The organism is Marinobacter maroccanus, from assembly GCF_002933275.1.
GTDB classification, from domain to species: Bacteria; Pseudomonadota; Gammaproteobacteria; order Pseudomonadales; family Oleiphilaceae; genus Marinobacter; species Marinobacter maroccanus.
The window spans coordinates 316,115-340,017 of sequence record NZ_PSSX01000003.1 but is presented as its reverse complement, the minus strand read 5'-3'; the positions used below and the strand labels follow the sequence as shown (position 1 = coordinate 340,017).

Here is a 23,903-nt window from a genome sequence, read left to right as displayed (position 1 = left end):
GGCCGTTTGAATCTATCGGGGCTCAGGCGTTGGCCTGAGCCAGTGTCTCGTGGACAAATTTCTTGCAGAGCCGCTCACCGGCCTCAAAGCTCTCCGCCGGATCCAGGCTCAGGGCGCTACGCAGCCAGAAACCGTCGATCATTGCCGCGGTTTGCCGGGCGGCCTCGGTTGCCGCTCCTGGTTCGAGCACCTGGGCAAAGGAAAAGCGCAGATTGCTGTACAGCCGGGCATTGTTGATCTGCTGCAGGCGCTTGAGCCCGGGTTCATGCATGGACCGGGCCCAGAAGCTCAGCCAGGTCTTGGCCGCCAACGCCGAGCGCTGGAACTCGGAAAAATTCGATTCGATGATGCAATTGAGCCGCTGTTCCGGGGAGCGATCGGTCTTCGCCATGCGCTCCCGCAGTTCCCTGCCCAGTTGATCCAGCAGATACCGCAGGGCCGCTTCAATCAGACCCTGCTTGCCACCGAAGTAATGGCTGATAATCCCGGAGGACATGCCCGCTCGCTTGCTGATGCTCACGATGGTGGTGTTCTGCATGCCCAGCTCGGCGATGGACGCCATGGTGGCTTCAATCAACTGCTGTTTGCGTGTGTCTTTTACTCCAACGATCGGCATGGCGGCTTCGGTTACTCGTCTTGATTCCGGTGTTGAAAAGCAGCGCGAATCAGCCCCGCTTTTCATTAATTGAACGTTCAATTAACAAAAAGCTTACAGAAGCCGGATGGGAAATTCAAACTTGTTTAAAAAACGGCCAGCTTCAGGGCCACATTAGCGTGGCCCTGTGGCGGCTGCAGGAAGGGTAAGCAAGTATCAGCTACGACGACGGTAGTCGGGATCTGTCCAGCACACGGGAAGGGCCTCGCCAGAGGGAAAGGCCAGTTCGGATTTTTCATACAATTCAGGGTCCTGCGCTTCCTCCCCGTAATGGAGGCTGCCGCGCACCTGGTGGACATGGGGATCGAACAATGCCTGGGTGTCCAGTACTTCAATCAGGTGCCCGGTTGTTTTTTCAGCGACAAACATAGAGGCCTCCGTGGGATAGGTTCCATATCTTTCAACGTAGCAGATGCGCCGCCATCCAGACAGGCGCTTACAGGCTACGCAAAGCACCAGAGAGCTGGAGGGCAAGGCCGGAAAACTCGAAATATGAGACATTTCGCTACATTAAATATCGATCGCCGGCTTTTCTGAAGCAGAAAGATTGTTAAGCTGAACTTTACGATAAAAATAAAAGCCTGCTGGCTATATAACGGGGTCTACTGTTCGTGATCCTCAGCAATGCTCTGCGTATCCTTGTTCTGATCCTGGCCTCATGCGTGTTCCAGTTTGCCCACGCGGATGCCGGCCCGATTACACTTGCCTCTGACGCACCAATTGAAAGCCATTTCCAGTACTGGGAAGACACAAATGCCGACGCAACACTGGCAGATGTTCGCGCCCTTCCCGAATCCGCCTGGCAAACCAGAGCCTCCGGCAAGGCCACCTTCGGGATCACCGATTCCGCCTATTGGTTGCGCGTTCAGGTGCGAAACCAGACCGACCATAACCAGTTGCTGATCGCCGAGCTGGCCTACTCCCAGCTCGATGACGTGGTGTTCCACGAGCTCTCCAAGGGCACCCTGCTTCGCGAATTCCGCACCGGCGATACCCGGCCGTTCTACCCGAGGGATGTCGACCATCCCAATATGCTGTTGCGATTCCAGGTGGCCCCCGACGCCTTGAAAACGCTCTACATTCGGGTCGCCACCCAGGGCACGATGGTGGTGCCGTTGCAGATATGGCAACAGAATGACTTTTACGAGGCCGCCGCCAACGAGCAGAAACTGCACTTCTTCTACTACGGCAGCCTGGCGGTCATCATCCTGATCAACCTGGCCGTGTTCCTGACCCTGCGCGAAAAGCTGTACCTCTACTACGCACTCGCCATCTCGGGGTATTTCCTGTTCTTCGCCACAGTTCGGGGTTATACGCTTCAGCATGTCTATCCGGGGTCGCCGTTCCTCCATGCCCATGTGCTGATGCTCACGATTCCCTTCCTCGCGATGTTTTCCATCCTGTTCTGCATGGAGTTCCTGAAGGTTCGATCACACAGTCCCCGGCTTTACCGGGCCCTGCAGGCCATGCTGGCATTCGAGATCCTGTATTTCGTGAGCGCTCCGTTCTTGAGCTACGACACCGGCATCCGGGTGGCGGCGATCTCCGCATTCGGGTTCTTCTCGTTGCTCCTGGTGGCTGGCCCGGTTGCCTGGGCTGCCGGTGTTCGCGCCGGGGTATTCTTCACCATCGCCTGGACACCGCTCACGGTGGGGGTATCGGCAACGGCCGGCCGGGCGCTCGGTCTGATGCCGGAGAATTTCTTTACCGAATACGCCATGCAGATTGGTTCCGGCCTGGAGGCCTTCATCCTCACACTTGCCCTTGCCGACCGCCTGTATCGGGAGCGGGAACAGAAAATCCAGGCCCAGGCTGACATTCTCCAGCAACAAAAAGCCCGCAACGAAGCCCAGGACAAGTTGAATGAAGCCCTGACCCACGACCCGGTTACCGGTCTCCCCAATCGCAACCGGTTCGAGTGGATGGTGGACGAGCAACTGAAACAGGACCCGAACGGACGCTATATGGTCGGCGTGGCCCGGGTAACAAGACTCAAGGAGGTGAACCGCACGCTGGGGCTTGAACGAAGTGAGCGCTTGCTGAATCGTATGGCCCAGCAAATGACAGACCTGGCTCAGAGACTGCCCATGGTTCACGCGACTATGGATGCCCGCGGGCACGAAGAGCGGGTGTATCAACTATCCGGGGACAGCTTCGGGGTACTGGTAAACGTCAGCAAGACCGGGGATAACTTCCAGGTTCTGGATAATGCCCTCAAGCGACTGGCGGAACCGGTCCTGCTCGACCACCTGGCCATCGAACCCGGCCCTCGCTTCGGCGTCGCGAGCTACCCCGAGCACGGGAAAAAAGCGGCTCTGCTGATCCGAAATGCCCACGTCGGCATGGAAATGGCACCCCATGGCCTTTACGAGAGCCGCTTTTATTCCCACCGCAACGACATCTACAACGAAAGCCGGCTTACGCTGATGGCTGATCTTCGTGAAGCGCTGCACCTGAATCAGCCGGAATTGCACTATCAGCCAAAAGTCAGTCTGACCACAGGCCGGGTCGAGGGTGTGGAGGCCCTGATTCGCTGGCACCATCCGGAGCGAGGGTGGGTAGCTCCCGCAGAGTTCGTTCCGCTGGCCGAGAAAACCGGCGTGATCAAACACCTGACCCGCTGGGTTATCGACCAGGCACTGAACGACCTGAAAAGCCTGCACACCATTGATCCTGCACTGACGGTATCGGTGAACGTTTCCGCCCGGGACCTGGTGTCCACGGAACTGAAAGGCCTTTTCGAAACCCGGATGAAGCGGTACCAGCTGCATCCGGATCAGATCATCGTGGAACTTACCGAAACCGCAGCCATGGACGACCCGGATAAAGGTCTCGAAGCCCTGGAAGCGCTGGCACAGATTGGTCTGAAAATTTCAATCGATGACTTTGGCGCCGGCTACTCCTCACTCTCCTACCTGAAGAAATTGCCCGCCAGCGAAATCAAACTGGACCGGGCCCTGCTCCAGGATATCCATACCAGCGAGAACGCCAGGATGATCGTGGAGACGGCCATCAGCATGGGTCATGGTCTGGGATTTCAGGTAGTGGCCGAAGGCGTGGAAACGGAACAGGCGGCCGGTCTGTTGCGAAGCCTGGGCGCGGACCTGCTTCAAGGCTACTGGGTCTGTCGCCCCAGAACACTCCGCGAGCTGGAAGCGTGGTTGGTGGAGGGCAAACCCGGAATGAGGATTATCTCACCTCGCTTGACCGGAGCGCCCACCCCAGAGAAGTAAAATAGTCCAGAAATGCCTGATTGATTCGCTCACGCTGTTCAGCAAGTGGATACAGTCCCATTCTGGCCTCGTCAGATTCCCGGGTGCCGCTCACCAGAAAGGCATTCTTCAAATCTGCATCCTGCACAAACGCTTCAAACGCCCGGGCGCAGAGCTCTTCGGGCAGGCTGAAATACTGAATCCCCGCCGCTTTGTCAGCCTTCACCGAACACCGGAAGAGTTCGCTGGGCTCAGCACCTTTCTCGTCCAGCAGAATCGCCTTGAAGCAGGCCTGCAGTCGATCATTCAACGGATGCCTGACCGCATCGTCGCGGCCAAGCCAGAGTTTCGAGGCGAACTGGCCTCTCTGGGTTTCACCGAAAAGCTTCTCGCCAATGTAGTGATCGAAGGCGTGAAACCACTCATGGGCAATGCTGCCAGGGCCGGCGTTCTTGGCCAGGGAGAAACTGCGGGTGGCGGGCGTGTAATGGGCCGATACACCGGGCCGGCCGCCAATGCCGTATTGCAACGCCAGGGTGCCACGCAGGGAAACCAGCGACTCGGTGCCGCCAAGAATGGTCATCAGGTCGCACAGCGCATCGTAGAACAGCGACGCACTGCGCTGTTTCTCCGGCTCTGTGACCCAGCGGCCAATCTCGATGGAACGGAACTGGAAACGACGGCGGACGTCGAGAAAGGTAACCGGCGCACCGGCACGATGGTCCGGGCCCCGGCGGTAAAAGGATCTGGTCATGGCGCTATTGTATGATGAAAAACAAAACTGTCTTTCAGCCACGGGCAGAAACATCATTTGGCGGGATTGACCGGTTTTATGTGAATTATGACCGTCTGATTTTTCGCCGGCTTGTGCCACACTGCCAGAACCAATAATGACAATATCCGGACCGAGTGTTTGCCATGACCGACACCCAGACCCATTACCGCACCTGCAACATCTGTGAAGCCATGTGTGGCCTCGAAATCAAGCATCGGGGAAACGACATCCTGTCTATCAAGGGCGACAACAACGACCCGTTCAGCCACGGCCATATCTGCCCGAAAGCGGTCGCACTGCAGGATTTCTACAACGACGAGGACCGCCTGAAAACACCCATGCGCCGCACCGCCGACGGCTGGCAGGAAATCAGCTGGGATGAGGCTTTTAGTGAAATCGCCTCCCGTTTCCGGGCCATCCAGCAGGAACATGGGCAGGATGCGGTCGGGGTTTATCTGGGCAATCCGAACGCCCACAACTTTGGCAACGCTATCATGCTGCCGCGGTTCTTCAAGGCGCTGGGCACCAATAACCGCTACAGCTCCGCCTCCGCCGACCAGTTGCCACATCACGTGGCCTCCAATTACATGCTCGGCGCCGGCATGCTGATTCCGGTGCCGGACATCGACCACACAGATTTCATGCTGATCATCGGCGCCAACCCGATTGTATCCAACGGCAGCCTGATGACCGCGCCCGGGGTGGGCAAACGCCTGAAAGCCATCCAGCAACGCGGTGGCAAGGTGGTGGTGGTTGATCCACGCCGCACCGAGACCGCGAAAAAGGCCGACCAGCACCTGTTTATCCGCCCGGAAACCGATGCCCTGTTCATGCTGGCGTTGGTCCACGCGTTGTTTGAGGAACAGCTGGTTACCCTGGGCCACCTGGAAGACCGGATCGACGGGCTGGAGCCACTGGCCGATGCGGTAAAACCCTATTCCCCGGAAACCGTGGCGGACGCCTGTGGTATGAGCGCCGACGCCATTCGGGAGCTGGCACGCGATATGGCAGCTGCCAAAAGCGCCGTTTGCTACAGCCGCATGGGCGCCTCAACCCAGTCCTTCGGCGGCCTGTGCCAGTGGCTGAACAACGTGCTGAACATTCTCACCGGCAACTTCGATAGCCGCGGTGGCGCCATGTTCCCCCAGCCGGCCTTTGATCTGGTGCGGGACAAAAAAGGCAAGCCCAGTTCCTATGGCCGCTACGAATCCCGGGTGCGAAAACTCCCCTACTTCAACAACGAGTTCCCTGTGGCCACCCTGGCCGATGAGATCCTGACCCCGGGCGACGGCCAGATCCGCGCGATGATCACCATTGCCGGCAACCCCGTGCTGTCCGCTCCCGGAGGAGCCCGCCTGGAAGAAGCCTTCGATGCCCTGGATTTCATGGTGTCGGTGGATATCTACCTGAACGAGACCGCCCGCCATGCGAACATCATCCTGCCGGCAACGATCGGGCTGGAAGTGCCCCACTTTGATGTCTTCTTCAACTCCTTCGCCGTTCGCAACACCGCCAAGTTCTCGGAACCGATGTTCGAGAAAGCGCCGAACCAGAAACACGACTGGGAAATCCTCCGGGATCTGGCCCTGCAGCTGACCGGCCTGGAAGACGACGGTGTGACCCCGGAAGCGATGCTGGATCTTGGCCTGAAACACGGCACCTACGGTAAAGAGGGCATGAGCCTCGAAACCCTGAAAGCCAGCCCCCATGGCGTGGATCTGGGCCCCCTGCAACCCTGTCTGGAGCAGCGCATCCAGACCGAAGACGGCAAGATCCAGGTTGCTCCCGAGCTGTATCTGAACGATCTGAAACGCCTGGATGCCTCGGGCCTGTTGCAGGCAAATCAGAACAGCGACTATCCGTTCACCCTGATCAGCCGCCGCCTGCCCCGAAGCCACAACACCTGGACCCAGAACTCCCACCGGCTGGTAAAAGGCAAGAACCCGTGCACCTTGCAGATGAACGCCTCAGATGCCGGCAAACTCGGGCTTGAGGACGGGCAGTTGGCAACCGTCAGTTCCGCCACTGGTAGCATCCAGCTGCCGGTGGAAATCGACGACGATATGTTCGAAGGCGTCATCAGCATGCCCCAGGGCTGGGGCCATAACCGGCCGGACACCGCCATGTCGATCGCCCAGGGGCAACCCGGCGTGAGCATGAACGACGTCACCGATTCCCGGCGCATTGACGCACTGACCGGGAATGCGGCGTTCAATGGTACGAGGGTAGCAGTACGCGCAGCCTGATGTGAGATATGACGTGAAGAAGGTTGCGCTTCTTGCTGAACAGGGGAAGGCTGTCAGTTAGTCCTGGTTGGGACTACGGGAGACTGGTCGGCAAAACCGCAACAAACATTCATTTCCTCTCTGAGTGCTAACGCGGAGCTTTGCGGCAGTTTTGGAACCGCGCAGCGGTGGAAAACTGTCCGAAAACAGCGGCTCGTTAAATTGCTATCGTTCACCTTCCAGCTCGTGCCATACCCGTAGAATGATGATGGCACTGACATGTACGGAGTAGCGAACAACGTACTTGCCAAAGACCATGTCGCGGATGGAATCAGGTACCGGTGCCATTTCAACCGGTGTTCCCATTCTGGGGAAGTCTGGTAGTAATTCGATTTTGCTAACCAGTTCTGTGGCTACCCTGCCTGCCGCAGAAGGATTGTGAACCGCGATAAACTCTCTGAGGCGCTTCAAATCTTCGATGGCTTCGTCCGTGTAAACCAGTTTCACTTACCTGACCTCGGTGCATCCTGCTCGTTTTCAGTTCCCCAGCTATTGAGCCAGCTATGGACCTCGCTAGCATCGACCACCTTTCCCTGGGCAGCCGACTCCATTGCCTCCAGCGTTTGCTGCCAACGCTCCTGCTCACGCTGCTGCTTTTCAATATATTCTGATAGCGCCTGATTGATCACCCAGCCTTTACTCCGATGGAGTCTGCCGGCGATTGCTTCCAGATGTTGTTCAACTTCTGCCTGAAGACGAACGGTAGTGACGCCCATGACTGTACCCTCAATGCTAGTGACTACAGTGTATTACAGCATAGTCGGCTGGGGTGCAGCAAAAGAATTTAACGCCCGGCTCATGCGCCGGTTTGGAGCTGCGAAGCGGCGGAAAACCGGTCGTTGTGCAGCCGATTGTTAAATCCTCTGACGTACGGTATCCTGACCATGTTCAACATCCTGTACAGGAGCAACCTTATGGATGCCATCAGCTACACAGCCGCTAGAACTAACCTAGCAAAAACCATGGAGCAGGTCTGTGAAGACCATTCCCCTGTGATCATTACCCGGAGCAAGTCCCAGTCAGTGGTTATGATCTCCCTGGAGGACTACGAGGCGCTGCAAGAAACGGCATACCTTCTGCGCGCACCGAAAAACGCACGGCGTTTGCTGGAATCCGTTGCCGAACTGGAACAAGGCGGTGGTCAGGAAAAGGAACTGCTTGAATGAAACTGATCTTCTCCGAGAACGCCTGGGAAGACTATCTGTACTGGCAGAAAACCGACAAAAAGATTCTTAACCGAATCAACAAGCTGATCAAAGAGACCAAGCGAGAACCGTTCGAAGGTGTTGGCAAACCAGAGCCCCTCAAACACAGCCTCGCCGGCTACTGGTCCCGGCGAATCAACGAAGAACACCGAATAGTTTACAAAGTCACGGATGACGCTTTGCTTATCGCCCAGCTCCGTTATCACTACTGATTTAACAGCAATTAAACAGAGCGCTTCATGATTGCAGAAAATTGACCGCTTCGTTTTTACAGCTTCTGGATCACAGAACGCAGTGCCCATAAATTTATAAAACAACAAGTTCGCCCACTACACACTGCCTTTCCATGTAATCATTTAACATCTGTGATCCACGCCACCAACAATGCTGTACGAATAAACAGTATTGGCAGGGAGCCGGGACGAATGAAAGGAAAACACCCTCGCGATATGGGGCCCAGAGAGGTCAATGAGTTTCTGACCTGGCTCGCTGTACATCGTAATGTCGCGGCTGCACAGGAAGCCGGCATTGGTAAGCGCGCTGGCTGCCACACCTTTCGACATACCTTTGCCACGGAACTCCTGAAGCGGGGAACCGACATCCGCTCGGCTAGCGGTCAGTAAGCCCTCACCACTCCAACTGCGCCCCCGTCTGATACTCGATCACCCGGGTTTCGAAGAAGTTTTTCTCCTTGCGCAGGGTGGCCTGTTCGTCCAGCCATGGCGAGACGTTCTTCGCACCCGGGAACGGCTCTTCCAGACCAACCGTTCGGGCACGGCGGTTGGCCACGAAGCGGAACTGTTCGCTGTGATATTCCGCGGAGTAACCAAGTATCGGATCCCGCAGGATGTAGTTCGCATAGGCCTTCTCCGCGGCCTCGGATTCGTCCCACATCTCACGCACAGCCTTCGGATCGAAGGTGATGTTCTCCTCCTCCACGATCTGGTTCACCACCTTCAGGCCGAAGGAGAAGTGCATGGCCTCGTCCCGCAGGATGTACTGTAGCTGCTCGCCGGTGCCACGCATCAGGCCCCGGCGCTGGAGGGCGAAGATGGGGCTGAAGCCGTTGTAGAACCAGGTGCCCTCAAACACCGCCGCAAAGAACAGGTAGGACATGATGAATTCCTGCAGGTCGTCCTTGTTACGCAGGTTCATGTCCGGACGCATGGCCGCATCCAGCCGGCGGTTGGCAATCTGGATCTTGCCGTTGATGGCGGGCACCACGCGGTAACGGTTGTAGATTTCGCTCTGGTCCAGGTTGAGGGTTTCGATGCAGTGCTGGTAAGCCCAGGTGTGCATGGCTTCTTCGTACACCTGTCTGGCCTGGTAGATCTGCAGCTCCGGCGCGCTCATCTTTTCCATCACCGCCAGGCCGATGTTGCGCATGGCCAGGATGTCCGACGTGGTGAGGTACGCCAACACGTTCTCGTAGACGTGCTTTTCTGACGCGGTCAGCCGGTGATGATAGTCATGGACGTCTTGAGCCATGTTCACATCCAGGGGGGTCCAGTGGTTTTTATTGGCGTTCATGAAGTACTCCCAGGCCCAGGGGTACTTGAACGGAGCCAGTTGGTTGATGTCGGTCTCGCCGTTGATGACGCGTTTGTCATCGACGTTGACCGGGGCTGGGCCCTCTGTGTTTGTCGGTTTGGTTTGAGTGGTTGGTTCGTCGTCCCAGTTGAGCATAACTCTTACCTCTGAATTCCGGTGCTCGTGATGTTCGTAGGTCGGATTAGCGGAGCGTAATCCGACTTTGTTCCTGAACTCTGGCTTGGTTGTCGGATTACGCTCCGCTAATCCGACCTACGGCATCAAAAACCTACTGACAGGCTTCGCAGTCCGGGTCGTCGATGCTGCATACCTGTGGCTGTGGCGCTGCAACCGGGGCGGTTTTCTCGGCGCCGGTGGCGCCCAGTGAGCGCAGGTAGTAGGTGGTTTTCAGACCACGCTCCCAGGCCAGCTGGTACAGGGCATCCAGCTTTTTGCCGCTGGGCTCGGCCATGTACAGGTTCAGGCTCTGGGCCTGGTCGAGCCATTTCTGGCGGCGGGCAGCGGCTTCCACCAACCATCGCGCATCGATCTCGAAGGCGGTGGCGTAGCGGGCTTTCAGTACCGCCGGAATACGGTCGATCTGTTGCACGGAACCGTCGAAGTATTTGAGGTCGTTCACCATCACGTTGTCCCATAGGCCTTCGGCCTTGAGGTCGCGGACCAGGGAGGGATTGACCACTGTGAACTCGCCGGAGAGGTTCGATTTCACGAACAGGTTCTGGTACGCCGGCTCGATGGACTGGGACACGCCCACGATGTTGGAGATGGTTGCCGTGGGCGCGATGGCCATCACGTTGCTGTTGCGCATGCCGTTCTTGGCGATCAGTTCACGTAAAGGCGACCAGTCCAGGCGGGCGTTGGTGTTCACGGACAGGTCCCCTTCCCTGCGGTTTTCTTTCAGCAGGTTGATGGAGTCGATCGGCAGGATGCCTTGGTGCCAGAGGGAGCCCTCGTAGCTTTCGTAGGATCCCCGTTCGCCTGCCAGCGTGGCGGAGGCGCGAATGGCGAAATAGCTGAGCTGCTCCATGGCAAGGTCAGCAAACTCCACCGCTTCCGGGCTGGAATAGGGCAGGCCCAGTTGATAGAGCGCATCCTGGAAGCCCATGAGGCCAAGACCGACCGGGCGATGCTTGACGTTGGAATTGCGGGCCTGGGGCACGGCGTAGTAGTTGATGTCGATAACGTTATCGAGCATGCGCACGGCGGTATTCACCGTTTGTTCCAGGCGCTGAACATCCAGCTCGCCATTGGCGATATGAGCCGCCAGGTTCACGGAGCCCAGGTTGCACACTGCAATTTCATCGGCGCTGGTGTTCAGGGTAATTTCCGTGCACAGGTTGGAGCTGTGCACCACGCCCCGGTGTTGCTGGGGAGAGCGCAGGTTGCACGGGTCCTTGAAGGTGATCCAGGGGTGACCGGTTTCGAACAGTACGGTGAGCATCTTGCGCCAGAGCTGCTTGGCCGGGATTTTCTTGAACAGCTTGATCCTGCCCTGCTCCGCCAGCGTCTCGTAATGCTCGTAGCGTTCACGGAAGGCGTTGCCGTAAAGGTCGTGCAAATCCGGCGCATCACTCGGGGAGAACAGGGTCCAGTCCCGGTCTTCGCGCATGCGTTCGATCAGCAGGTCGGGCACCCAGTTGGCGGTGTTCATGTCGTGGGTGCGCCGGCGTTCGTCTCCGGTGTTCTTGCGCAGCTCCAGGAACTCCTCGATGTCCAGGTGCCAGCTTTCCAAGTAGGCGCATACGGCGCCCTTGCGCTTGCCGCCCTGGTTGACCGCCACGGCGGTGTCGTTTACCACTTTCAGGAACGGCACCACGCCCTGGCTCTGGCCGTTGGTGCCCTTGATGTGGGAGCCGAGCGCCCGTACCGGCGTCCAGTCGTTGCCCAGGCCGCCGGCCCATTTCGACAGCATGGCGTTGTCGCGGATGGCGCCGTAGATGTCTTCAAGATCGTCGCCCACCGTGGTCAGGTAACAGGACGACAGCTGGGAATGGCGGGTACCGCTGTTAAACAGGGTGGGTGTGGAGGCCATGTAGTCAAACGACGACAGCAGGTTGTAGAACTCGATAGCGCGGGCATTCGGGTCGTCTTCGCGCAGGGCAAGGCCCATGGCGACGCGCATGAAAAATACCTGGGGCAGCTCAAGGCGGGCCTTGTTCCAGTGCAGGAAGTACCGGTCGTACAGGGTTTGCAGACCCAGGAAGCCGAATTGCAGGTCACGCTCTGGCTTCAGCGCAGCGCCAAGGCGTTCCAGATCAAAAGCGGCAAGGGCCTCGTCTAGAAGCTCATAACGGATTCCGGCGTGGATGAATGACTCCAGAGCCTGTGGATAGACCTCCGCCAGCGGCAAGTCCCGTGGCAGGTCCAGTGCCAACGCGTTCTCCAGCCGCAGCTGTTCCAGGAGCAGGCGTGCTGTCACCGCGCTGTAATCCGGCTCCCGCTCGATACGGCTGCGGGCGGTCATGATCAATGCCGACAGCACGTCTTCCTCGGCAATGCCGTCGTAAAGGTTGGTTAGTGCATCGTCCACCAGGGAATCGCCATCAATGCCTTCCAGCCCCGTGGCCGCCTGTTCCACCTGCAGTTTCATCAGGCCCAGATCCAACGGAGCGATCTCGCCGCCGGCTTTTTTCACGGTCAAGTGCGGATGGGCCTCCACCGGCGCATGGCGGGCACGCTCGCGGGCATGCTCTTCCCGGTAAAGCACATAGGCGCGGGCTACCTTCTGCTCTTCAGCCCGCATCAGGGACAGTTCCACCTGATCCTGAATGTCTTCGATATGCACCTTGCCACCGGCTTTAAGGCGACGGCCGATGGCCTGGATAACTTGGTCGGTGACCCGGCGTACGGCATCGTTGATCCGGGCAGAACCGGCGGCCTTGTCACCCTCAACAGCGAGGAACGCTTTGGTCACGGCAATGCTGATCTTCGACGGATCGAAGCCTACCAGTGTGCCGTTGCGTTTGATGACCTGAAGGGATTCGGTATCGGTGCGGGACGTTGGCCGGGGTTCGGCCAGGGCTGAGGCGGACATGTGTGTTCTCCTGAATACGCGTTGAATTCCTTTCACCATCGCGTAGGCAGAGAATCGGAGTGCCACCGTAGGTCGGATTAGCGCATGCGTAATCCGACAAAGGCGGCCTGGCGCAGACAGGGGTGTCGGATTACGCTTCGCTAATCCGACCTACACGTCTGGCCTGAGTCCGGTCTGCTCACCTTGAAACGCGAAGGTGCAGTTGTCTCCCTGGCAGGTCTTCGGACTCAGGGGCGTGAATCGTTCGATTCGGCCTCGCTCGGCGACTTCCCGGTCTCAACCAGTGTCGTAATGCCGTGCTTGTTCCCCAATACCGCTGCGCGTCAGTTCCGGAGTCTCACCGGATTCCCGATACCAGAATGCTTGGTGTGATCACGCGTTAACCGAGTTGGTTACACACTGATCACTACATCTGGTATTTGACCAAGGATAAAAACACTATATACGGGTAGCTTTTACAGGACAAGGCACTTTCCGGTAAAACATCTGTCTGCAACGGAAACACCCTGAGAGAGGAGAGGCACTATGGAGAAGGTCGGATACAGAACAATCTGGGGCCTGCTCCTCATCTCCCTAATGCTGTCTGCGCCCGCCAGTTCGCAAGAGGCAACATTGACGCCTTTCTCCCAGATGAAGTCCCTGACTGACGGCTGGGAACCCCTGGAATTCCCCAAGATCGACCAGCTCAGCCGTTATGAACTGACAATCGAAGACGGTCAACAGGTCGTGAGGGCCTCCACGGAGGGCGGAGCGTCAGGTCTGATCGCACGAGTAAAACTGGAGCCAACGGATTCGCTGATTCTGCAATGGCGCTGGAAGGTCTCGAACGTTTTCGAAAAGGGTAATGCCCGGGAAAAATCCGGGGACGACTATCCCGCCAGAATCTACGTTGCCTTTGAATTCCAGCCCGAAAAGGCCGGCTTTTTCGAGCGCGCAAAACGCAAGACGGTTGAGGTGTTGTTCGGTGAGTCTCTGCCGGGTAATGCCCTGAACTACATCTGGGCCAATACCCTGCCCGAGGGTGAGATTGTCCCCAATCCCTACACCGAGAAAACGATGATGATCGCGGTGAATTCCGGATCAGAAAAGGTTGGGGAATGGGTCACGGTGGAACGGGACATCATGGCCGACTACCGGGAAACGTTTGGCGAGGAGCCACCAGCGGTGGTGGGAATCGCCATTATGTCGGATTCAGACAACACCGGGGAAAAAGCGACCGCCTGGTATGGGGATATCCGACTGAATCCCGATCCATGAGCCCTTGGGCATGCTATCGATATTTTTCGGGCAAGCCCGGTATCACAAAGCTCTCTCCAAACTTTCGTATCGAGGGGACTTCACCCTTTTCGGCCAAACGGATATAAGCATCATCGAACTCTTCCCGAAGTATTGCTGCCCGGGGATTGGCAAGCGAAAACAGCCAGGCCAGATTCCGCAAACGGATTTCCGATTCACGAATCTTCGCATCTTCGGGCATTGAAAGGGTCTCCAGAACGGGATCTCGATGACCGAACAGGTAATGCCCTCGGCCAAGCTTGAGCATTTCCAAAGCCGCCCGGTAGTTGGGTGCCTCCGTTACGTCAATCGAGCTTTCGGCCTCCAGCCAGTACAAGAGCCCGCCGTAGGTGTATCCGGCAATCGTGATTACTGTCCTGCCCTGTAGCTGATCAAAATGAACGAGTGGGCTCGTTCCCTCCAGGTACCAGGCGCTAAGCTGGGTCGCGAAGGGACTTACCCAGGTCTCGAGAACTTCACCATTAAGAGCTGGCACGTTGGTTGAACCTGGCCAAACGTCAATCCGGCCATTGCGCAGATAAAGATAGACACGACTGATGGGGAGGTAGAGAAATTCCGGCTGATAGCCTGCTTCGACCGCCACTTTTCGGGTAACCTCAATAAAGGTGCCCGCCGGACTGCCATCAGCTTTCTGGTAGGTCATCGGTGGAAAATCGACATAGGCAATGCGAAGAGGTTTGCCGGCTTTTTCCGAATCAGCCATAGCGCCCGTTGAAAGCAATAATCCTGCTAGCAATATCCAAAGCCGGGCACCAACAAAACGTTTGGCTGTATACATCAAGCAAAATTGGTCGGAGTAGTTTCTGGACATGGAATCCATATTGTCAGGGTCTGTTTAAGCAAAGGTTAACAGACCCGGGCAAATCTGCATTGGCACTGCCCGCAAAAATCCGAACAGAATGTCAAATATGGTTAATAACCATGTACAGACCTACACCACCCATTACCAGCATATAGGGAAACGCCATAATCACCATCTTGCCGTAAGACAGCCGAACCAGCGGCGCAATGGCAGACGTCAGCAGGAACAGGAAAGCCGCCTGGCCATTCGGGGTCGCCACACTGGGAAGATTGGTGCCGGTGTTGATGGCAACCGCCAGTTTCTGGAAATGGTCATAGCTGATAGCACCCGCATCCAGCGCCTGTTTCACCTCACTGATATACACGGTGGCCACGAACACGTTATCGCTGATCATCGAGAGCACGCCGTTGGCGATAAAGAACATGCCCGGCTGACGGGCTTCGGGAAGCGACAGAACATAATCAATGATCGGCTTGAACAGGTGCTGTTCGTGGATCACGGCTACCACCGCGAAAAACACCACCAGCAGGGAGGTAAACGGCAAGGATTCCTGGAAGGCTTTGCCAATCTGGTGCTCGTCGGTGACACCGGTAAATGAGGTAATCAGGATGATCACCAACAGGCCAATCAGGCCGACCTCGGCCAGGTGAAAAGCCAGGCCCACCACCAGAATTGCAGCCGCAAAAGCCTGCACCCAGAGTGCCGCCTGATCCGCCTTGGTACGCTTGTTCCGCTCGTTCTCAGCAAACTCTTCCAGCACCCGGCGCACGGGTTTGGGCAGGCGCCCGCCGTAGCCGAACCAGCGCAGCTTTTCCAGAGCCCAGCAGGTAAACAACCCGGCCGCCAGCACCGGCACGCTCACCGGCGCCATGTGCAGGAAGAAGCCGGCAAAATCCCAACCCACTACCTTGGCAATGAGCAGGTTCTGCGGCTCGCCCACCATGGTGGCCACCCCACCAAGCGCGGTACCGATAGCACCGTGCATCAGCAGGCTACGCAAAAAGGCCCGGAAGTTTTCCAGATCTTCCCGGTGCAGCTCGATCACCTCGTCATCGCTACCGGCGTTGTGATCCTTGTGCTGATAGCCCTTACCGGAAGCCACTTTGTGGTAAACCGAGTAGAAACCCACCGCTACGCTGATGATCACGGCGGTAACTGTCAGGGCATCCAGGAAGGCCGAGAGAATCGCTGCCGCGCAGCAGAACAGAAGAGACAAAGCCGACTTGGAACGCACACCCACCAGGATCTGGGTGAAGGTCACCAGCAGCAGTTCCTTCATGAAGTAGATACCGGCCACCATGAACATCAGCAGCAGGATAACCGGGAAATTGGTAAGCACTTCCAGATAGACCGCATCCGGCGTGGTCAGCCCTATCAGCAATGCCTCCACCGCCAGCAGGCCACCCGGCAGAAGCGGGTAACACTTCAGGGCCATGGCCAGGGTAAAAATAAATTCGGCAATCAGAAGCCAGCCGGCCGTTCCCGGACCAAGCGTCCACATGACAATCGGGTTGGCAATAAGAAATAGCAGAATGACCTGCTTGTACCAGACGGGCGCCTTGCCAAGGAAATTGTGGGTAAAGCCGGAAATAACGGTAGTGGGCATTACAGAAATCTTCTGAGAAAACGGGTTATTGGTATTGTGTGGCAGAAGGCCAGAATCTTCCTTGATATTTACGTACCGGGATATGGTCCAAAGGTACGACTTTCAGACCTTATTTGGTCTTAATAACAACAAGAGAGGAAGGTAAGCCCAGCCACGCCGGAATTTTTCGTAATATTACGCAATTAAAACAGTGCAAGCGACCGCATTTTAACCGATTTCTGGCTCAATGCGGTGGTTTTATGAAAAAAAGACCCCCTCAAGCTCACGAACAGGAACCGGGTTGAACCGACCTGGATCTGAATCTCAACGGTGTAGGAAGGTTTCTGGCGGGGAACTGCTTTCGGGATAGGTTCTTGGAGGATTTTTCTGGAAACCGGCGCGTCCGTGCGCCGGGAGAGTAAGGGACTCAGAACCGGTAAGTAACCGAACCTGTGACTTCACGGCGGGTACCGTAGGTGCCCGAGCTGTCGAACGCCGTTGCCACGTATTTCTCATCCAGCAGGTTCTGGGCATGCAGGCCAAGCGACACTTCGCCAATGTCGTAGGTAACAGCGGCATCTACCAGGGTTACATCCGGTACTTCCAGGGCGGAATTGTCCGCGTTGAACGCCGCGCCAAAACTCTCGCCGATGTAACGCACGCCGGCTCCCAGTCCCAGGCCATGCAGCACGCCGCCCCGGAAGTTGTATTTACCCCATAGCGCTGCTTCATGCTCCGGGGTGTATTCCAGAGGTTCACCCTCTTCCACCGGGTTGCTGGCTTTGGTGATCTCGGCATCGGTGTAGGTATAGCTGGCAACCACATCCAGCGCCTGGAACAGACGCGTGCGGGCTTCCATCTCAAGGCCCCGAGAGTTGGCTTCGCCCCTCTGCTCGCTGGCAAAACTGGTTGGGTTGGTGGTCAGGTAGTCCTCCCGGGTCAGGTCGAACCAGGCCAGTGTCACCAGCGTGTCCCTGTTGGGCTGGTATTTCACGCCCACCTCGTACTGATGCGCGGTTTCTGGCTCGAACGGATTGCCTGCTGCATCGGTGCCTGTGGTGGGGAGAAATGACTCCATGTAACTCACATAGGGCGCAAAGCCATTCGCGAGCTGGTAACTGACACCGGCACGACCGGTGAAGGCCTCGTCGTCCCGGGTGGCTGTGGCGCCGGTGAGATTATTGAGTGTCTCGGAACGGGCAACGTCATACCGGCCGCCAAGGGAAACCGTCCAACGGTCTACCCGGATCTGATCCTGCAGGTAAACGCCGGTCTGCTTGAGTTGTCCGTTCTCGTCTTTAAACAAAGGGGCATCAGGGATAGGCGCGCCATAGACGGGATCATAGATGTCCAGGTTACTGGCGGGCCCGAAGAACTGCCGGGATGACACGTCAATATCCTGATGATCCAGGCCGACCAATACCGTGTGTTCGGCCGCCCCCGTCTGGGCGCTCAACTGCAGCTGGTTATCCATGACCAGCCCGTCAATGCGACCGAAACTGTCAAAGCGTGACCGGGTAATGGTTCTCTGATCCGCCAGCAAGCCGGTGGTGTAGATGGTCTGGTCGTCGACATCGTTGCGGTAGTCCCGGACATTCTGACGCAGCACCACCTGGTCATTGATGTGGTGTTCAAACTCGTAGCCTAAGGCACTCTCGCGACGCTCGTAAGCGTCGTACCCCGGCTCGCCGGTAAACCGGTTGTCTGGAATCGGACCATTCGGGTTTGGCTCAAGAGTCCCCTGCAACGGGTAGCGCTGGGAAGGCTGGGTGTCGTCATACTGCCAGTGCGCCAGTACCGTCAGTCGGGTGGCGTCTGTGGGTTGCCAGGTCAGGCTGGGGGCCAGGTACTTCCGGTCGTCGTTGACAAAATCCACCTGGGTTTCGCTGTTGCGAACCAGGCCCACCAGGCGAACGGCCAGGGTATCACTGTCATTCACCGCCCCACTGATATCAAACTGGCCCTGAACCAGATCGTTGGTGCCTGCCTCAACGCGCACTTCCCGACGAGTGTCGAAGGTAGGTCGCTTGGACACATAATTCACCAACCCGCCCGGGCCCGCCTGTCCGTACAGTACGGACGAGGGTCCCTTGAGTACATCAATGCGCTCGGCACCATAGGGCTCCAGGCTGTAACCGGCCGCGAAGCCGGGGTTGGCCAGTTTCAGGTTGTCACGGAACAAGCCACTGGTGGCCACATCGAACCCGCGTATTCTCAGAAACGTGGTGCGCGGCTCAAAACCAAAAGTCTCACCACGGGCACCGGCTGTATAGCGCAGAACTTCGCCCAGGTTGGCCGAGTTCTGATCCTGGATCTGATCCGCTGTGACCGTCGAAATTGACTGGGGTGTCTCAACCACGCTGGTGGTTGTTTTTGTGCCAGTGACGGTAGCCTCTGCGGTATAACCATCACTCGGTGCAGTACCACTCGGTTCGGCGGCATCTGCAGATACCTCAATTGCATCCAGCTCGGTAACGTTCGCTTCCTGCGCGTATAGCATCGGGCTTGCCAGAACCCCGGCTATGGCTACTGCGAGGCCTGACGGGAAGAAGGGCTGGCGGTTATCACGGGACGAATTCATTAATCAGCTCCAAACAACGCGCTTTACAAGTTTATGTTTAATGCGAATTATTGTCGTTTAGATCCCATCTTTGGTATCCGAGAAGACAAAAAATCTATGCGGAGTGCTATTTTTTCTGGTCAACCGTGCGTTGTCGGGGAGAAAATCCGAATTCCCGGCGAAATGCCGTCGAAAAATTGGTCGCGTGAGTGTACCCCACCTTGTTCGCGCACTGCTCAACGCTGAAGCCTTGCTCCAGATAGTGTTTTGCCAACTGAAGCCGGCATTTTCTCAGATAGTCGAAGACCGGAACGCCATACATCGCCCGGAACTTCGCTCGCAGGCCGCTAGGGCTCATTGCAGCCATTTGCGCAAGGTCCTTCAGGCTGTGGTCATGGTCCGGGGTAAACTCCAGATGCTGCCTCACCAACTCAAGTCGTTGACGCTGCTGGACCGGAACCACGGGAACATCCGGAGATTCCTGCTCTTCGCTTCCCAGACCCAATCCGGCAAGCTGCAGCGCGACCCCCTCCAACACCAGATTTTTCTGGGTGCCCGTCATCGTGAGGCCTGCATAGGTCCGTAACAGCTGCTGGAGCGCGTGGGGTACCTTCCATTGGCGCAGGGGCATTCGAGGCAGAATGGTCAAGCCATGCAAGCTGGGAGAGACATGGCCCAATTTAGCGCGCCGGGGATCGAAAGCGAGCGCCATAATTTCCAGATGCTGTTGCTCTGGCTGGTGGGCCTGCAATGGGTAGTCCGGATGTAGCTGCATGCTGACTGCAGTACCCGGGGTCAGTTCGTGTTCGACAGAGCCGAGGGTAAGCCGAACGATACCATCAAGGACGACCAGCACCAGTAACGGTGCGTGACCACAGGAAACCGAGTCGTAGGCCTCCAACACTTCAAGAGAGGAAAAGGTAAAGCGAAAACCCGATGCCAGGCTGTGTTCGGTAATCTCCCCCCGGGCAACAATATAGTCGTCAGTGCTGTTGTCGCCGTGGATGGCCGGGAACCGAAATTCAATGTCGTAAAGCTGCCCGAAGCGTTCGAAATCTGCCCGACTGAATGTGTGCAAACGTTCCGCTCCGAGCCTGTTCAACCAATTTTGGGCCTATTCCACCGTGACACTTTTGGCTAAATTCCTCGGCTGATCCACATCAGTCCCCTTGAGCACCGCCACATGATAGGACAGCAGCTGCAGTGGCACGGTGTAGACGATCGGAGCGGTGATCGGATGCACGGACGGAATCTGCATCACGTGAATGCCGTCTTCGGCTTTCACGTCAGCCTTTCTATCAGCGAAGACAAATAGCTCACCGCCGCGGGCCCGAACCTCCTCCAGATTGGATTTGAGCTTCTCAACCAGGTCGTTGTTGGGCGCTACGGTGACCACCGGCATTTCGCTGTCGACCAGGGCCAGGGGGCCATGCTTGAGCTCGCCCGCCGGGTAAGCTTCGGCGTGGATGTAGGAGATTTCCTTGAGCTTGAGGGCACCCTCGAGGGCAACCGGGAACTGGGAACCGCGACCCAGGAACAGACTGTGGTTCTTGTCCATGAACGCCTTGGACATCTCGGCGATTTCGCCATCCAGGGCCAGCACATCACTGACCTGGCCCGGCACGAGATGGAGGGCCTCGATGATTTCAGCTTCCTGCTCCTCAGGCAGCCCATTGTGGCGGGCCAGGGCCAGGGTGAAGATCAGCAGCGCAGTCAGCTGGGTGGTGAAGGCCTTGGTAGAGGCCACGCCGATTTCAGGTCCGGCCTGGGTCATGATTACCAGGTCGGATTCCCGCACCAGCGAGCTGCCCGGAACGTTACAGATTGCCAACGCCGCCCGGAAACCGGCTTTCTTGGCCTGGCGCAGAGCGGCCAGGGTATCGGCGGTTTCGCCGGACTGGGAGATACAGAGGAACAGGGTATCCTGCTGAATCACGTGCTTGCGGTAGCGGAATTCGGAAGCCACCTCCACCGAGCAGGCGACACCGGCCAGCTCCTCAATCCAGTAACGGGCCACCATTCCGGCGTGGTAACTGGTGCCGCAGGCGATGATCTGAACGTGGCGAACGTTTTCCAGGAGGTTCGCCGCCTCGGTACCCAGGGCCTGTTCCAGCACCCGGGTTTTAGTGACCCGGCCTTCCATGGTGGCCTTGATCACTTTGGGCTGCTCGTAGATTTCCTTGAGCATGAAGTGGCGGTACTCGCCCTTGTCGGCAGAATCGGCGCCGTGTTCGAAGCGGGTTACCTCGCGCTCCACCGACTGGCCCTCGCGATCAAGAATGGTGATGCCATCTTTCTTGATGTCGGCAATGTCGCCTTCTTCCAGGAACATAAAGCGATCGGTTACCGGGAGCAGCGCCAGCTGATCGGAGGCAATGAAGTTCTCACCGATACCCACGCCGATCACCAGGGGGCTTCCCTCACGACACACCACCATGTGGTTGGGTTCATCAGCGTGCACAACGGCCAGGGCGTAGGCACCGCGAAGACGTGCAATGGCGGCCCGCACCGAATCGTGAAGGTTACAGAGGGCGCGGTAGTTCTTTTCAATCAGATGAGCAACGACTTCGGTATCGGTCTGTGAGGTGAACTCGAAACCGTCGGCCCGGAGCTCTTCGCGCAGCTCCTGATAGTTCTCGATAATACCGTTATGGACGATGGCCAGACGCTCGCCAGACATGTGCGGATGGGCGTTGATCTGCGAAGGCTCGCCATGGGTAGCCCAGCGGGTGTGAGCAATGCCCAGATGACCTGCCAGAGGGTTTGCTTTCATGGCATCCCCGAGAGCGGCAACCTTGCCCACTTCCCGTGCGCGCTGGACACTGTGATCGCCACCGATAACGGCCATACCCGCCGAGTCGTACCCCCGGTATTCCAGACGGCGCAGACCCTCAAGAAGGATGCCCTGAACGTCCCTTTCCGAAACCGCGCCTACAATTCCACACATGCTGCTCTACCTGTCTGTTGATCGTTTATATCAGTGTTTCTTCGGCTTTTCCCAGCCGGCAATATTCCGCTGCCGGCCCCGGGCGACGGCCAGCTCATGGTCGGCCACATCACGGGTGATGGTCGAACCAGCGCCAATGGTGGCCTCCGCCGCAACGGTAACCGGGGCGACCAGGGCCGTATTGGAACCGACAAAGACCCCATCACCGAGTACCGTCCGGTATTTGTTCACACCATCATAATTACAGGTGATGGTTCCTGCACCCACATTCACATTACGACCCAGTGAGGCATCGCCCACGTAACTCAGGTGATTGATCTTGCTACCCTCACCGACGATGGCCTTTTTGGTTTCCACAAAGTTGCCCACTTTGGTATTCGCCGCCAGTTCCGTGCCCGGACGAATGCGGGCGAACGGGCCGATCTGCGCGTTGGCACCAATCACCGCGCCTTCAATCACACTGTGGGCCTTGATCTCGGCGCCATCAGCAATGGTCGCGTCTTTGATGACGCAACCCGGGCCAATGGACACATTGCTACCAAGGCTGACATTACCTTCGAATACCACGTTCACATCGATCCACAGATCATTGCCAATACTGAGCTCGCCACGGACATCCACCCGGGCCGGATCCGCGAGCGTGGCGCCCTCTGTCATCAACCGATCGGCATGCTGGCCCTGGAACCAGCGTTCCAGTTCGGCCAGTTGCAGCCGATTGTTGACCCCCTGCACTTCAAAAGGATTCTCCGGCTGGGACACCGAAACCCGCAGGCCCTGTTCCACCGCCATGGCAATAATGTCAGTAAGGTAGTACTCACCCTGGGCATTGCTGTTGGAGAGCGTCGGCAACCAGGATTTCAGATGCTTCGCTGACACCGCCAGGATGCCCGTGTTCACTTCTCGGATCTGTTGCTGCTCGGGCGAAGCATCTTTCTGCTCAACAATGGATTGCACCTCGCCATCGACATTCCGGACAATACGTCCGTACCCCTGGGGGTTGTCCATGGTCACCGTCAACAAACCCAATGTGTTTTCATCCAGAGTCCCGACCAGCCCGTCGAGGGTTTCATGGCGGGTTAGCGGCACATCGCCATAAAGCACAAGAACTCGGGCGTCATCGGGCAAATCCGGCAGGGCCTGGGCCACAGCGTGGCCGGTACCCAACTGCTCGCTCTGGGTGACCCAGTTTACCGAGGCTTCAGCCGTGGCTTCCCGGACCTTGTCGGCGCCATGGCCGATCACCGTATGAATCTTTTCGGCACCAAGCTGTTTAGCCGTTTCGATGACGTGATGGAGCATCGGGCGGCCGGCAATCGGATGCAGTACCTTGGGCAATGCGGATTTCATTCTGGAACCCTGGCCGGCGGCCAGAATGACGACGTGTAGCGGGCTCATGGAAAAGTCAGGCTCCCGGAGTGTTTACTCTTTGAATGCTGTAAATAAAAAAACCGCACCCTTCAGGGCCGGATGGCCAACGTAACACGTTGGTCTTCCAGCCGCTCAGGATGCGGCTTCGGTGTTCGGCAAACCCGAAACGAAAATGCTTAGCGCATTTTGTTACGCAGCTGCTGGATGGTACGAAGCTGAGCGACAGCTTCGGCCAGCTCTGCAGCGGCACGGGAGTACTCGAATTCACCGGTCTTGTTGGCAAGTGCTTTCTCGGCTTCTTTCTGAGCTTCGAGTGCGGCTGCTTCGTCCACATCCTTTGCACGAACCGCGGTATCCGCCAACAAAGTCACCAGATTGGGCTGGACCTCCAGATATCCGCCGGACACATAAAGAATTTCTTCTTCACCGCCCTGCTTGATAATCCGAATAGGGCCCGGCTTCAGCTGGGTCAGCAGCGGGGTGTGACCCGGGGCAATACCCAGGTCACCTTCAGAGCCCGCTGCGATCAGCATTTCCACCAATCCGGAATAGATCTTTGTTTCGGCACTTACCACATCACAATGCACGGTCATACCCATGTCAGTTGCCTCTTTGATCGATCCGGAAA

19 protein-coding genes, 1 pseudogene and 1 riboswitch are annotated in these 23,903 nt (G+C 57.4%); of the genes and pseudogenes, 6 read left to right on the top strand and 14 right to left on the bottom strand.

Annotation, left to right across the window (positions count from 1 at the left end; genetic code table 11):
- Nucleotides 1-22 precede the first annotated feature (22 nt).
- Nucleotides 23-616 (bottom strand): transcriptional regulator BetI, encoded by a 594-nt coding sequence (gene betI, locus KEHDKFFH_RS06100; RefSeq protein ID WP_104321080.1) that lies wholly within the window; start codon nucleotides 614-616, stop codon nucleotides 23-25.
- A gap of 195 nt (nucleotides 617-811) precedes the next feature.
- Entirely contained in the window at nucleotides 812-1,024 is a 213-nt protein-coding gene (locus KEHDKFFH_RS06095; protein WP_104321079.1) for an acetyltransferase, read from the bottom strand.
- Nucleotides 1,025-1,266: 242 nt separating this feature from the next.
- On the opposite strand from KEHDKFFH_RS06095, the gene KEHDKFFH_RS06090 reads away from it, so the two are divergent.
- The gene (locus KEHDKFFH_RS06090; protein WP_104321078.1) at nucleotides 1,267-3,888 is read left to right on the top strand and encodes an EAL domain-containing protein; all 2,622 of its coding nucleotides are present in this window, start codon (nucleotides 1,267-1,269) and stop codon (nucleotides 3,886-3,888) included.
- Here the strand turns inward: KEHDKFFH_RS06090 and KEHDKFFH_RS06085 are convergent.
- Entirely contained in the window at nucleotides 3,845-4,621 is a 777-nt protein-coding gene (locus tag KEHDKFFH_RS06085; RefSeq protein ID WP_104321077.1) for a CLCA_X family protein, read from the bottom strand. The two genes, KEHDKFFH_RS06090 and KEHDKFFH_RS06085, sit on opposite strands and share 44 nt — an antisense overlap.
- Before the next feature lie 164 nt (nucleotides 4,622-4,785).
- On the opposite strand from KEHDKFFH_RS06085, the gene KEHDKFFH_RS06080 reads away from it, so the two are divergent.
- Nucleotides 4,786-6,888, top strand: coding sequence for a molybdopterin-dependent oxidoreductase (locus KEHDKFFH_RS06080; protein ID WP_104321076.1), 2,103 nt, complete (start codon nucleotides 4,786-4,788; stop codon nucleotides 6,886-6,888).
- Nucleotides 6,889-7,092: 204 nt separating this feature from the next.
- Here KEHDKFFH_RS06080 and KEHDKFFH_RS06075 read toward each other — a convergent pair whose 3' ends face one another.
- Both KEHDKFFH_RS06075 and KEHDKFFH_RS06070 read right to left on the bottom strand, forming a co-directional pair.
- Nucleotides 7,093-7,374, bottom strand: coding sequence for a type II toxin-antitoxin system RelE/ParE family toxin (locus KEHDKFFH_RS06075; protein WP_104321075.1), 282 nt, complete (start codon nucleotides 7,372-7,374; stop codon nucleotides 7,093-7,095).
- A complete protein-coding gene (locus KEHDKFFH_RS06070) occupies nucleotides 7,371-7,643 on the bottom strand; it encodes a CopG family ribbon-helix-helix protein (RefSeq protein ID WP_104321074.1) in 273 nt (90 codons plus the stop codon). The genes KEHDKFFH_RS06075 and KEHDKFFH_RS06070 overlap by 4 nt, the downstream gene beginning before the upstream one ends.
- A 198-nt stretch (nucleotides 7,644-7,841) precedes the next feature.
- On the opposite strand from KEHDKFFH_RS06070, the gene KEHDKFFH_RS06065 reads away from it, so the two are divergent.
- The 3 genes from KEHDKFFH_RS06065 to KEHDKFFH_RS20485 all read left to right on the top strand — a co-directional run bounded on the left by KEHDKFFH_RS06065 (nucleotide 7,842) and on the right by KEHDKFFH_RS20485 (nucleotide 8,755).
- Nucleotides 7,842-8,093 (top strand): type II toxin-antitoxin system Phd/YefM family antitoxin, encoded by a 252-nt coding sequence (locus tag KEHDKFFH_RS06065; protein WP_012137510.1) that lies wholly within the window; start codon nucleotides 7,842-7,844, stop codon nucleotides 8,091-8,093.
- Nucleotides 8,090-8,344: a Txe/YoeB family addiction module toxin gene (locus tag KEHDKFFH_RS06060; protein ID WP_008938367.1), complete on the top strand. Its 255-nt coding sequence runs from the start codon at nucleotides 8,090-8,092 to the stop codon at nucleotides 8,342-8,344. Before KEHDKFFH_RS06065 ends, KEHDKFFH_RS06060 begins: the two co-directional genes overlap by 4 nt.
- A gap of 213 nt (nucleotides 8,345-8,557) precedes the next feature.
- Entirely contained in the window at nucleotides 8,558-8,755 is a 198-nt protein-coding gene (locus KEHDKFFH_RS20485; RefSeq protein ID WP_104321073.1) for a phage integrase N-terminal SAM-like domain-containing protein, read from the top strand.
- Nucleotides 8,756-8,759: 4 nt separating this feature from the next.
- Here the strand turns inward: KEHDKFFH_RS20485 and KEHDKFFH_RS06050 are convergent.
- Nucleotides 8,760-9,821 (bottom strand): annotated as a pseudogene (locus tag KEHDKFFH_RS06050) (ribonucleotide-diphosphate reductase subunit beta); the annotation flags it as partial.
- 130 nt (nucleotides 9,822-9,951) lie between these two features.
- The gene (locus tag KEHDKFFH_RS06045; RefSeq protein WP_104321071.1) at nucleotides 9,952-12,717 is read right to left on the bottom strand and encodes a ribonucleoside-diphosphate reductase subunit alpha; all 2,766 of its coding nucleotides are present in this window, start codon (nucleotides 12,715-12,717) and stop codon (nucleotides 9,952-9,954) included.
- Between the two features lie 195 nt (nucleotides 12,718-12,912).
- Nucleotides 12,913-13,091: riboswitch (cobalamin riboswitch) on the bottom strand.
- 202 nt (nucleotides 13,092-13,293) lie between these two features.
- Here KEHDKFFH_RS06045 and KEHDKFFH_RS06040 point away from each other — a divergent pair.
- The gene (locus KEHDKFFH_RS06040; protein ID WP_104321104.1) at nucleotides 13,294-13,974 is read left to right on the top strand and encodes a DUF3047 domain-containing protein; all 681 of its coding nucleotides are present in this window, start codon (nucleotides 13,294-13,296) and stop codon (nucleotides 13,972-13,974) included.
- Nucleotides 13,975-13,987: 13 nt separating this feature from the next.
- On the opposite strand, the gene KEHDKFFH_RS06035 is transcribed toward KEHDKFFH_RS06040, so the two are convergent.
- From KEHDKFFH_RS06035 to KEHDKFFH_RS06005, 7 genes are all read right to left on the bottom strand, one after another.
- Nucleotides 13,988-14,824: a substrate-binding periplasmic protein gene (locus KEHDKFFH_RS06035; RefSeq protein WP_104321103.1), complete on the bottom strand. Its 837-nt coding sequence runs from the start codon at nucleotides 14,822-14,824 to the stop codon at nucleotides 13,988-13,990.
- Nucleotides 14,825-14,915: 91 nt separating this feature from the next.
- Nucleotides 14,916-16,421: a sodium/proton antiporter NhaB gene (gene nhaB / locus KEHDKFFH_RS06030; protein ID WP_104321070.1), complete on the bottom strand. Its 1,506-nt coding sequence runs from the start codon at nucleotides 16,419-16,421 to the stop codon at nucleotides 14,916-14,918.
- Between the two features lie 406 nt (nucleotides 16,422-16,827).
- The gene (locus KEHDKFFH_RS06025; RefSeq protein ID WP_104321069.1) at nucleotides 16,828-18,981 is read right to left on the bottom strand and encodes a TonB-dependent siderophore receptor; all 2,154 of its coding nucleotides are present in this window, start codon (nucleotides 18,979-18,981) and stop codon (nucleotides 16,828-16,830) included.
- 106 nt (nucleotides 18,982-19,087) lie between these two features.
- Nucleotides 19,088-20,038, bottom strand: a complete 951-nt coding sequence (locus KEHDKFFH_RS06020; protein ID WP_104321068.1) for a helix-turn-helix transcriptional regulator — start codon at nucleotides 20,036-20,038, stop codon at nucleotides 19,088-19,090.
- Nucleotides 20,039-20,074: 36 nt separating this feature from the next.
- Nucleotides 20,075-21,907: a glutamine--fructose-6-phosphate transaminase (isomerizing) gene (gene glmS, locus KEHDKFFH_RS06015; protein ID WP_104321067.1), complete on the bottom strand. Its 1,833-nt coding sequence runs from the start codon at nucleotides 21,905-21,907 to the stop codon at nucleotides 20,075-20,077.
- 30 nt (nucleotides 21,908-21,937) lie between these two features.
- Entirely contained in the window at nucleotides 21,938-23,302 is a 1,365-nt protein-coding gene (gene glmU, locus KEHDKFFH_RS06010) for a bifunctional UDP-N-acetylglucosamine diphosphorylase/glucosamine-1-phosphate N-acetyltransferase GlmU (protein ID WP_104321066.1), read from the bottom strand.
- A gap of 149 nt (nucleotides 23,303-23,451) precedes the next feature.
- Nucleotides 23,452-23,874: a F0F1 ATP synthase subunit epsilon gene (locus tag KEHDKFFH_RS06005; protein ID WP_008172596.1), complete on the bottom strand. Its 423-nt coding sequence runs from the start codon at nucleotides 23,872-23,874 to the stop codon at nucleotides 23,452-23,454.
- Nucleotides 23,875-23,903: the final 29 nt, after the last annotated feature.

Bases quoted from the DNA above. Each gene is read 5' to 3' on its own strand.
- glmU (WP_104321066.1), bottom strand. From the start codon at position 23,302: ATGAGCCCGCTACACGTCGTCATTCTGGCCGCCGGCCAGGGTTCCAGA.
- KEHDKFFH_RS06065 (WP_012137510.1), top strand. From the start codon at position 7,842: ATGGATGCCATCAGCTACACAGCCGCTAGAACTAACCTAGCAAAAACC.
- KEHDKFFH_RS06070 (WP_104321074.1), bottom strand. From the start codon at position 7,643: ATGGGCGTCACTACCGTTCGTCTTCAGGCAGAAGTTGAACAACATCTG.
- nhaB (WP_104321070.1), bottom strand. From the start codon at position 16,421: ATGCCCACTACCGTTATTTCCGGCTTTACCCACAATTTCCTTGGCAAG.
- KEHDKFFH_RS06095 (WP_104321079.1), bottom strand. From the start codon at position 1,024: ATGTTTGTCGCTGAAAAAACAACCGGGCACCTGATTGAAGTACTGGAC.
- KEHDKFFH_RS06045 (WP_104321071.1), bottom strand. From the start codon at position 12,717: ATGTCCGCCTCAGCCCTGGCCGAACCCCGGCCAACGTCCCGCACCGAT.
- KEHDKFFH_RS06005 (WP_008172596.1), bottom strand. From the start codon at position 23,874: ATGGGTATGACCGTGCATTGTGATGTGGTAAGTGCCGAAACAAAGATC.
- KEHDKFFH_RS06025 (WP_104321069.1), bottom strand. From the start codon at position 18,981: ATGAATTCGTCCCGTGATAACCGCCAGCCCTTCTTCCCGTCAGGCCTC.
- KEHDKFFH_RS06035 (WP_104321103.1), bottom strand. From the start codon at position 14,824: ATGTCCAGAAACTACTCCGACCAATTTTGCTTGATGTATACAGCCAAA.
- KEHDKFFH_RS20485 (WP_104321073.1), top strand. From the start codon at position 8,558: ATGAAAGGAAAACACCCTCGCGATATGGGGCCCAGAGAGGTCAATGAG.
- KEHDKFFH_RS06080 (WP_104321076.1), top strand. From the start codon at position 4,786: ATGACCGACACCCAGACCCATTACCGCACCTGCAACATCTGTGAAGCC.
- KEHDKFFH_RS06060 (WP_008938367.1), top strand. From the start codon at position 8,090: ATGAAACTGATCTTCTCCGAGAACGCCTGGGAAGACTATCTGTACTGG.
- betI (WP_104321080.1), bottom strand. From the start codon at position 616: ATGCCGATCGTTGGAGTAAAAGACACACGCAAACAGCAGTTGATTGAA.
- KEHDKFFH_RS06085 (WP_104321077.1), bottom strand. From the start codon at position 4,621: ATGACCAGATCCTTTTACCGCCGGGGCCCGGACCATCGTGCCGGTGCG.
- KEHDKFFH_RS06040 (WP_104321104.1), top strand. From the start codon at position 13,294: ATGCTGTCTGCGCCCGCCAGTTCGCAAGAGGCAACATTGACGCCTTTC.
- glmS (WP_104321067.1), bottom strand. From the start codon at position 21,907: ATGTGTGGAATTGTAGGCGCGGTTTCGGAAAGGGACGTTCAGGGCATC.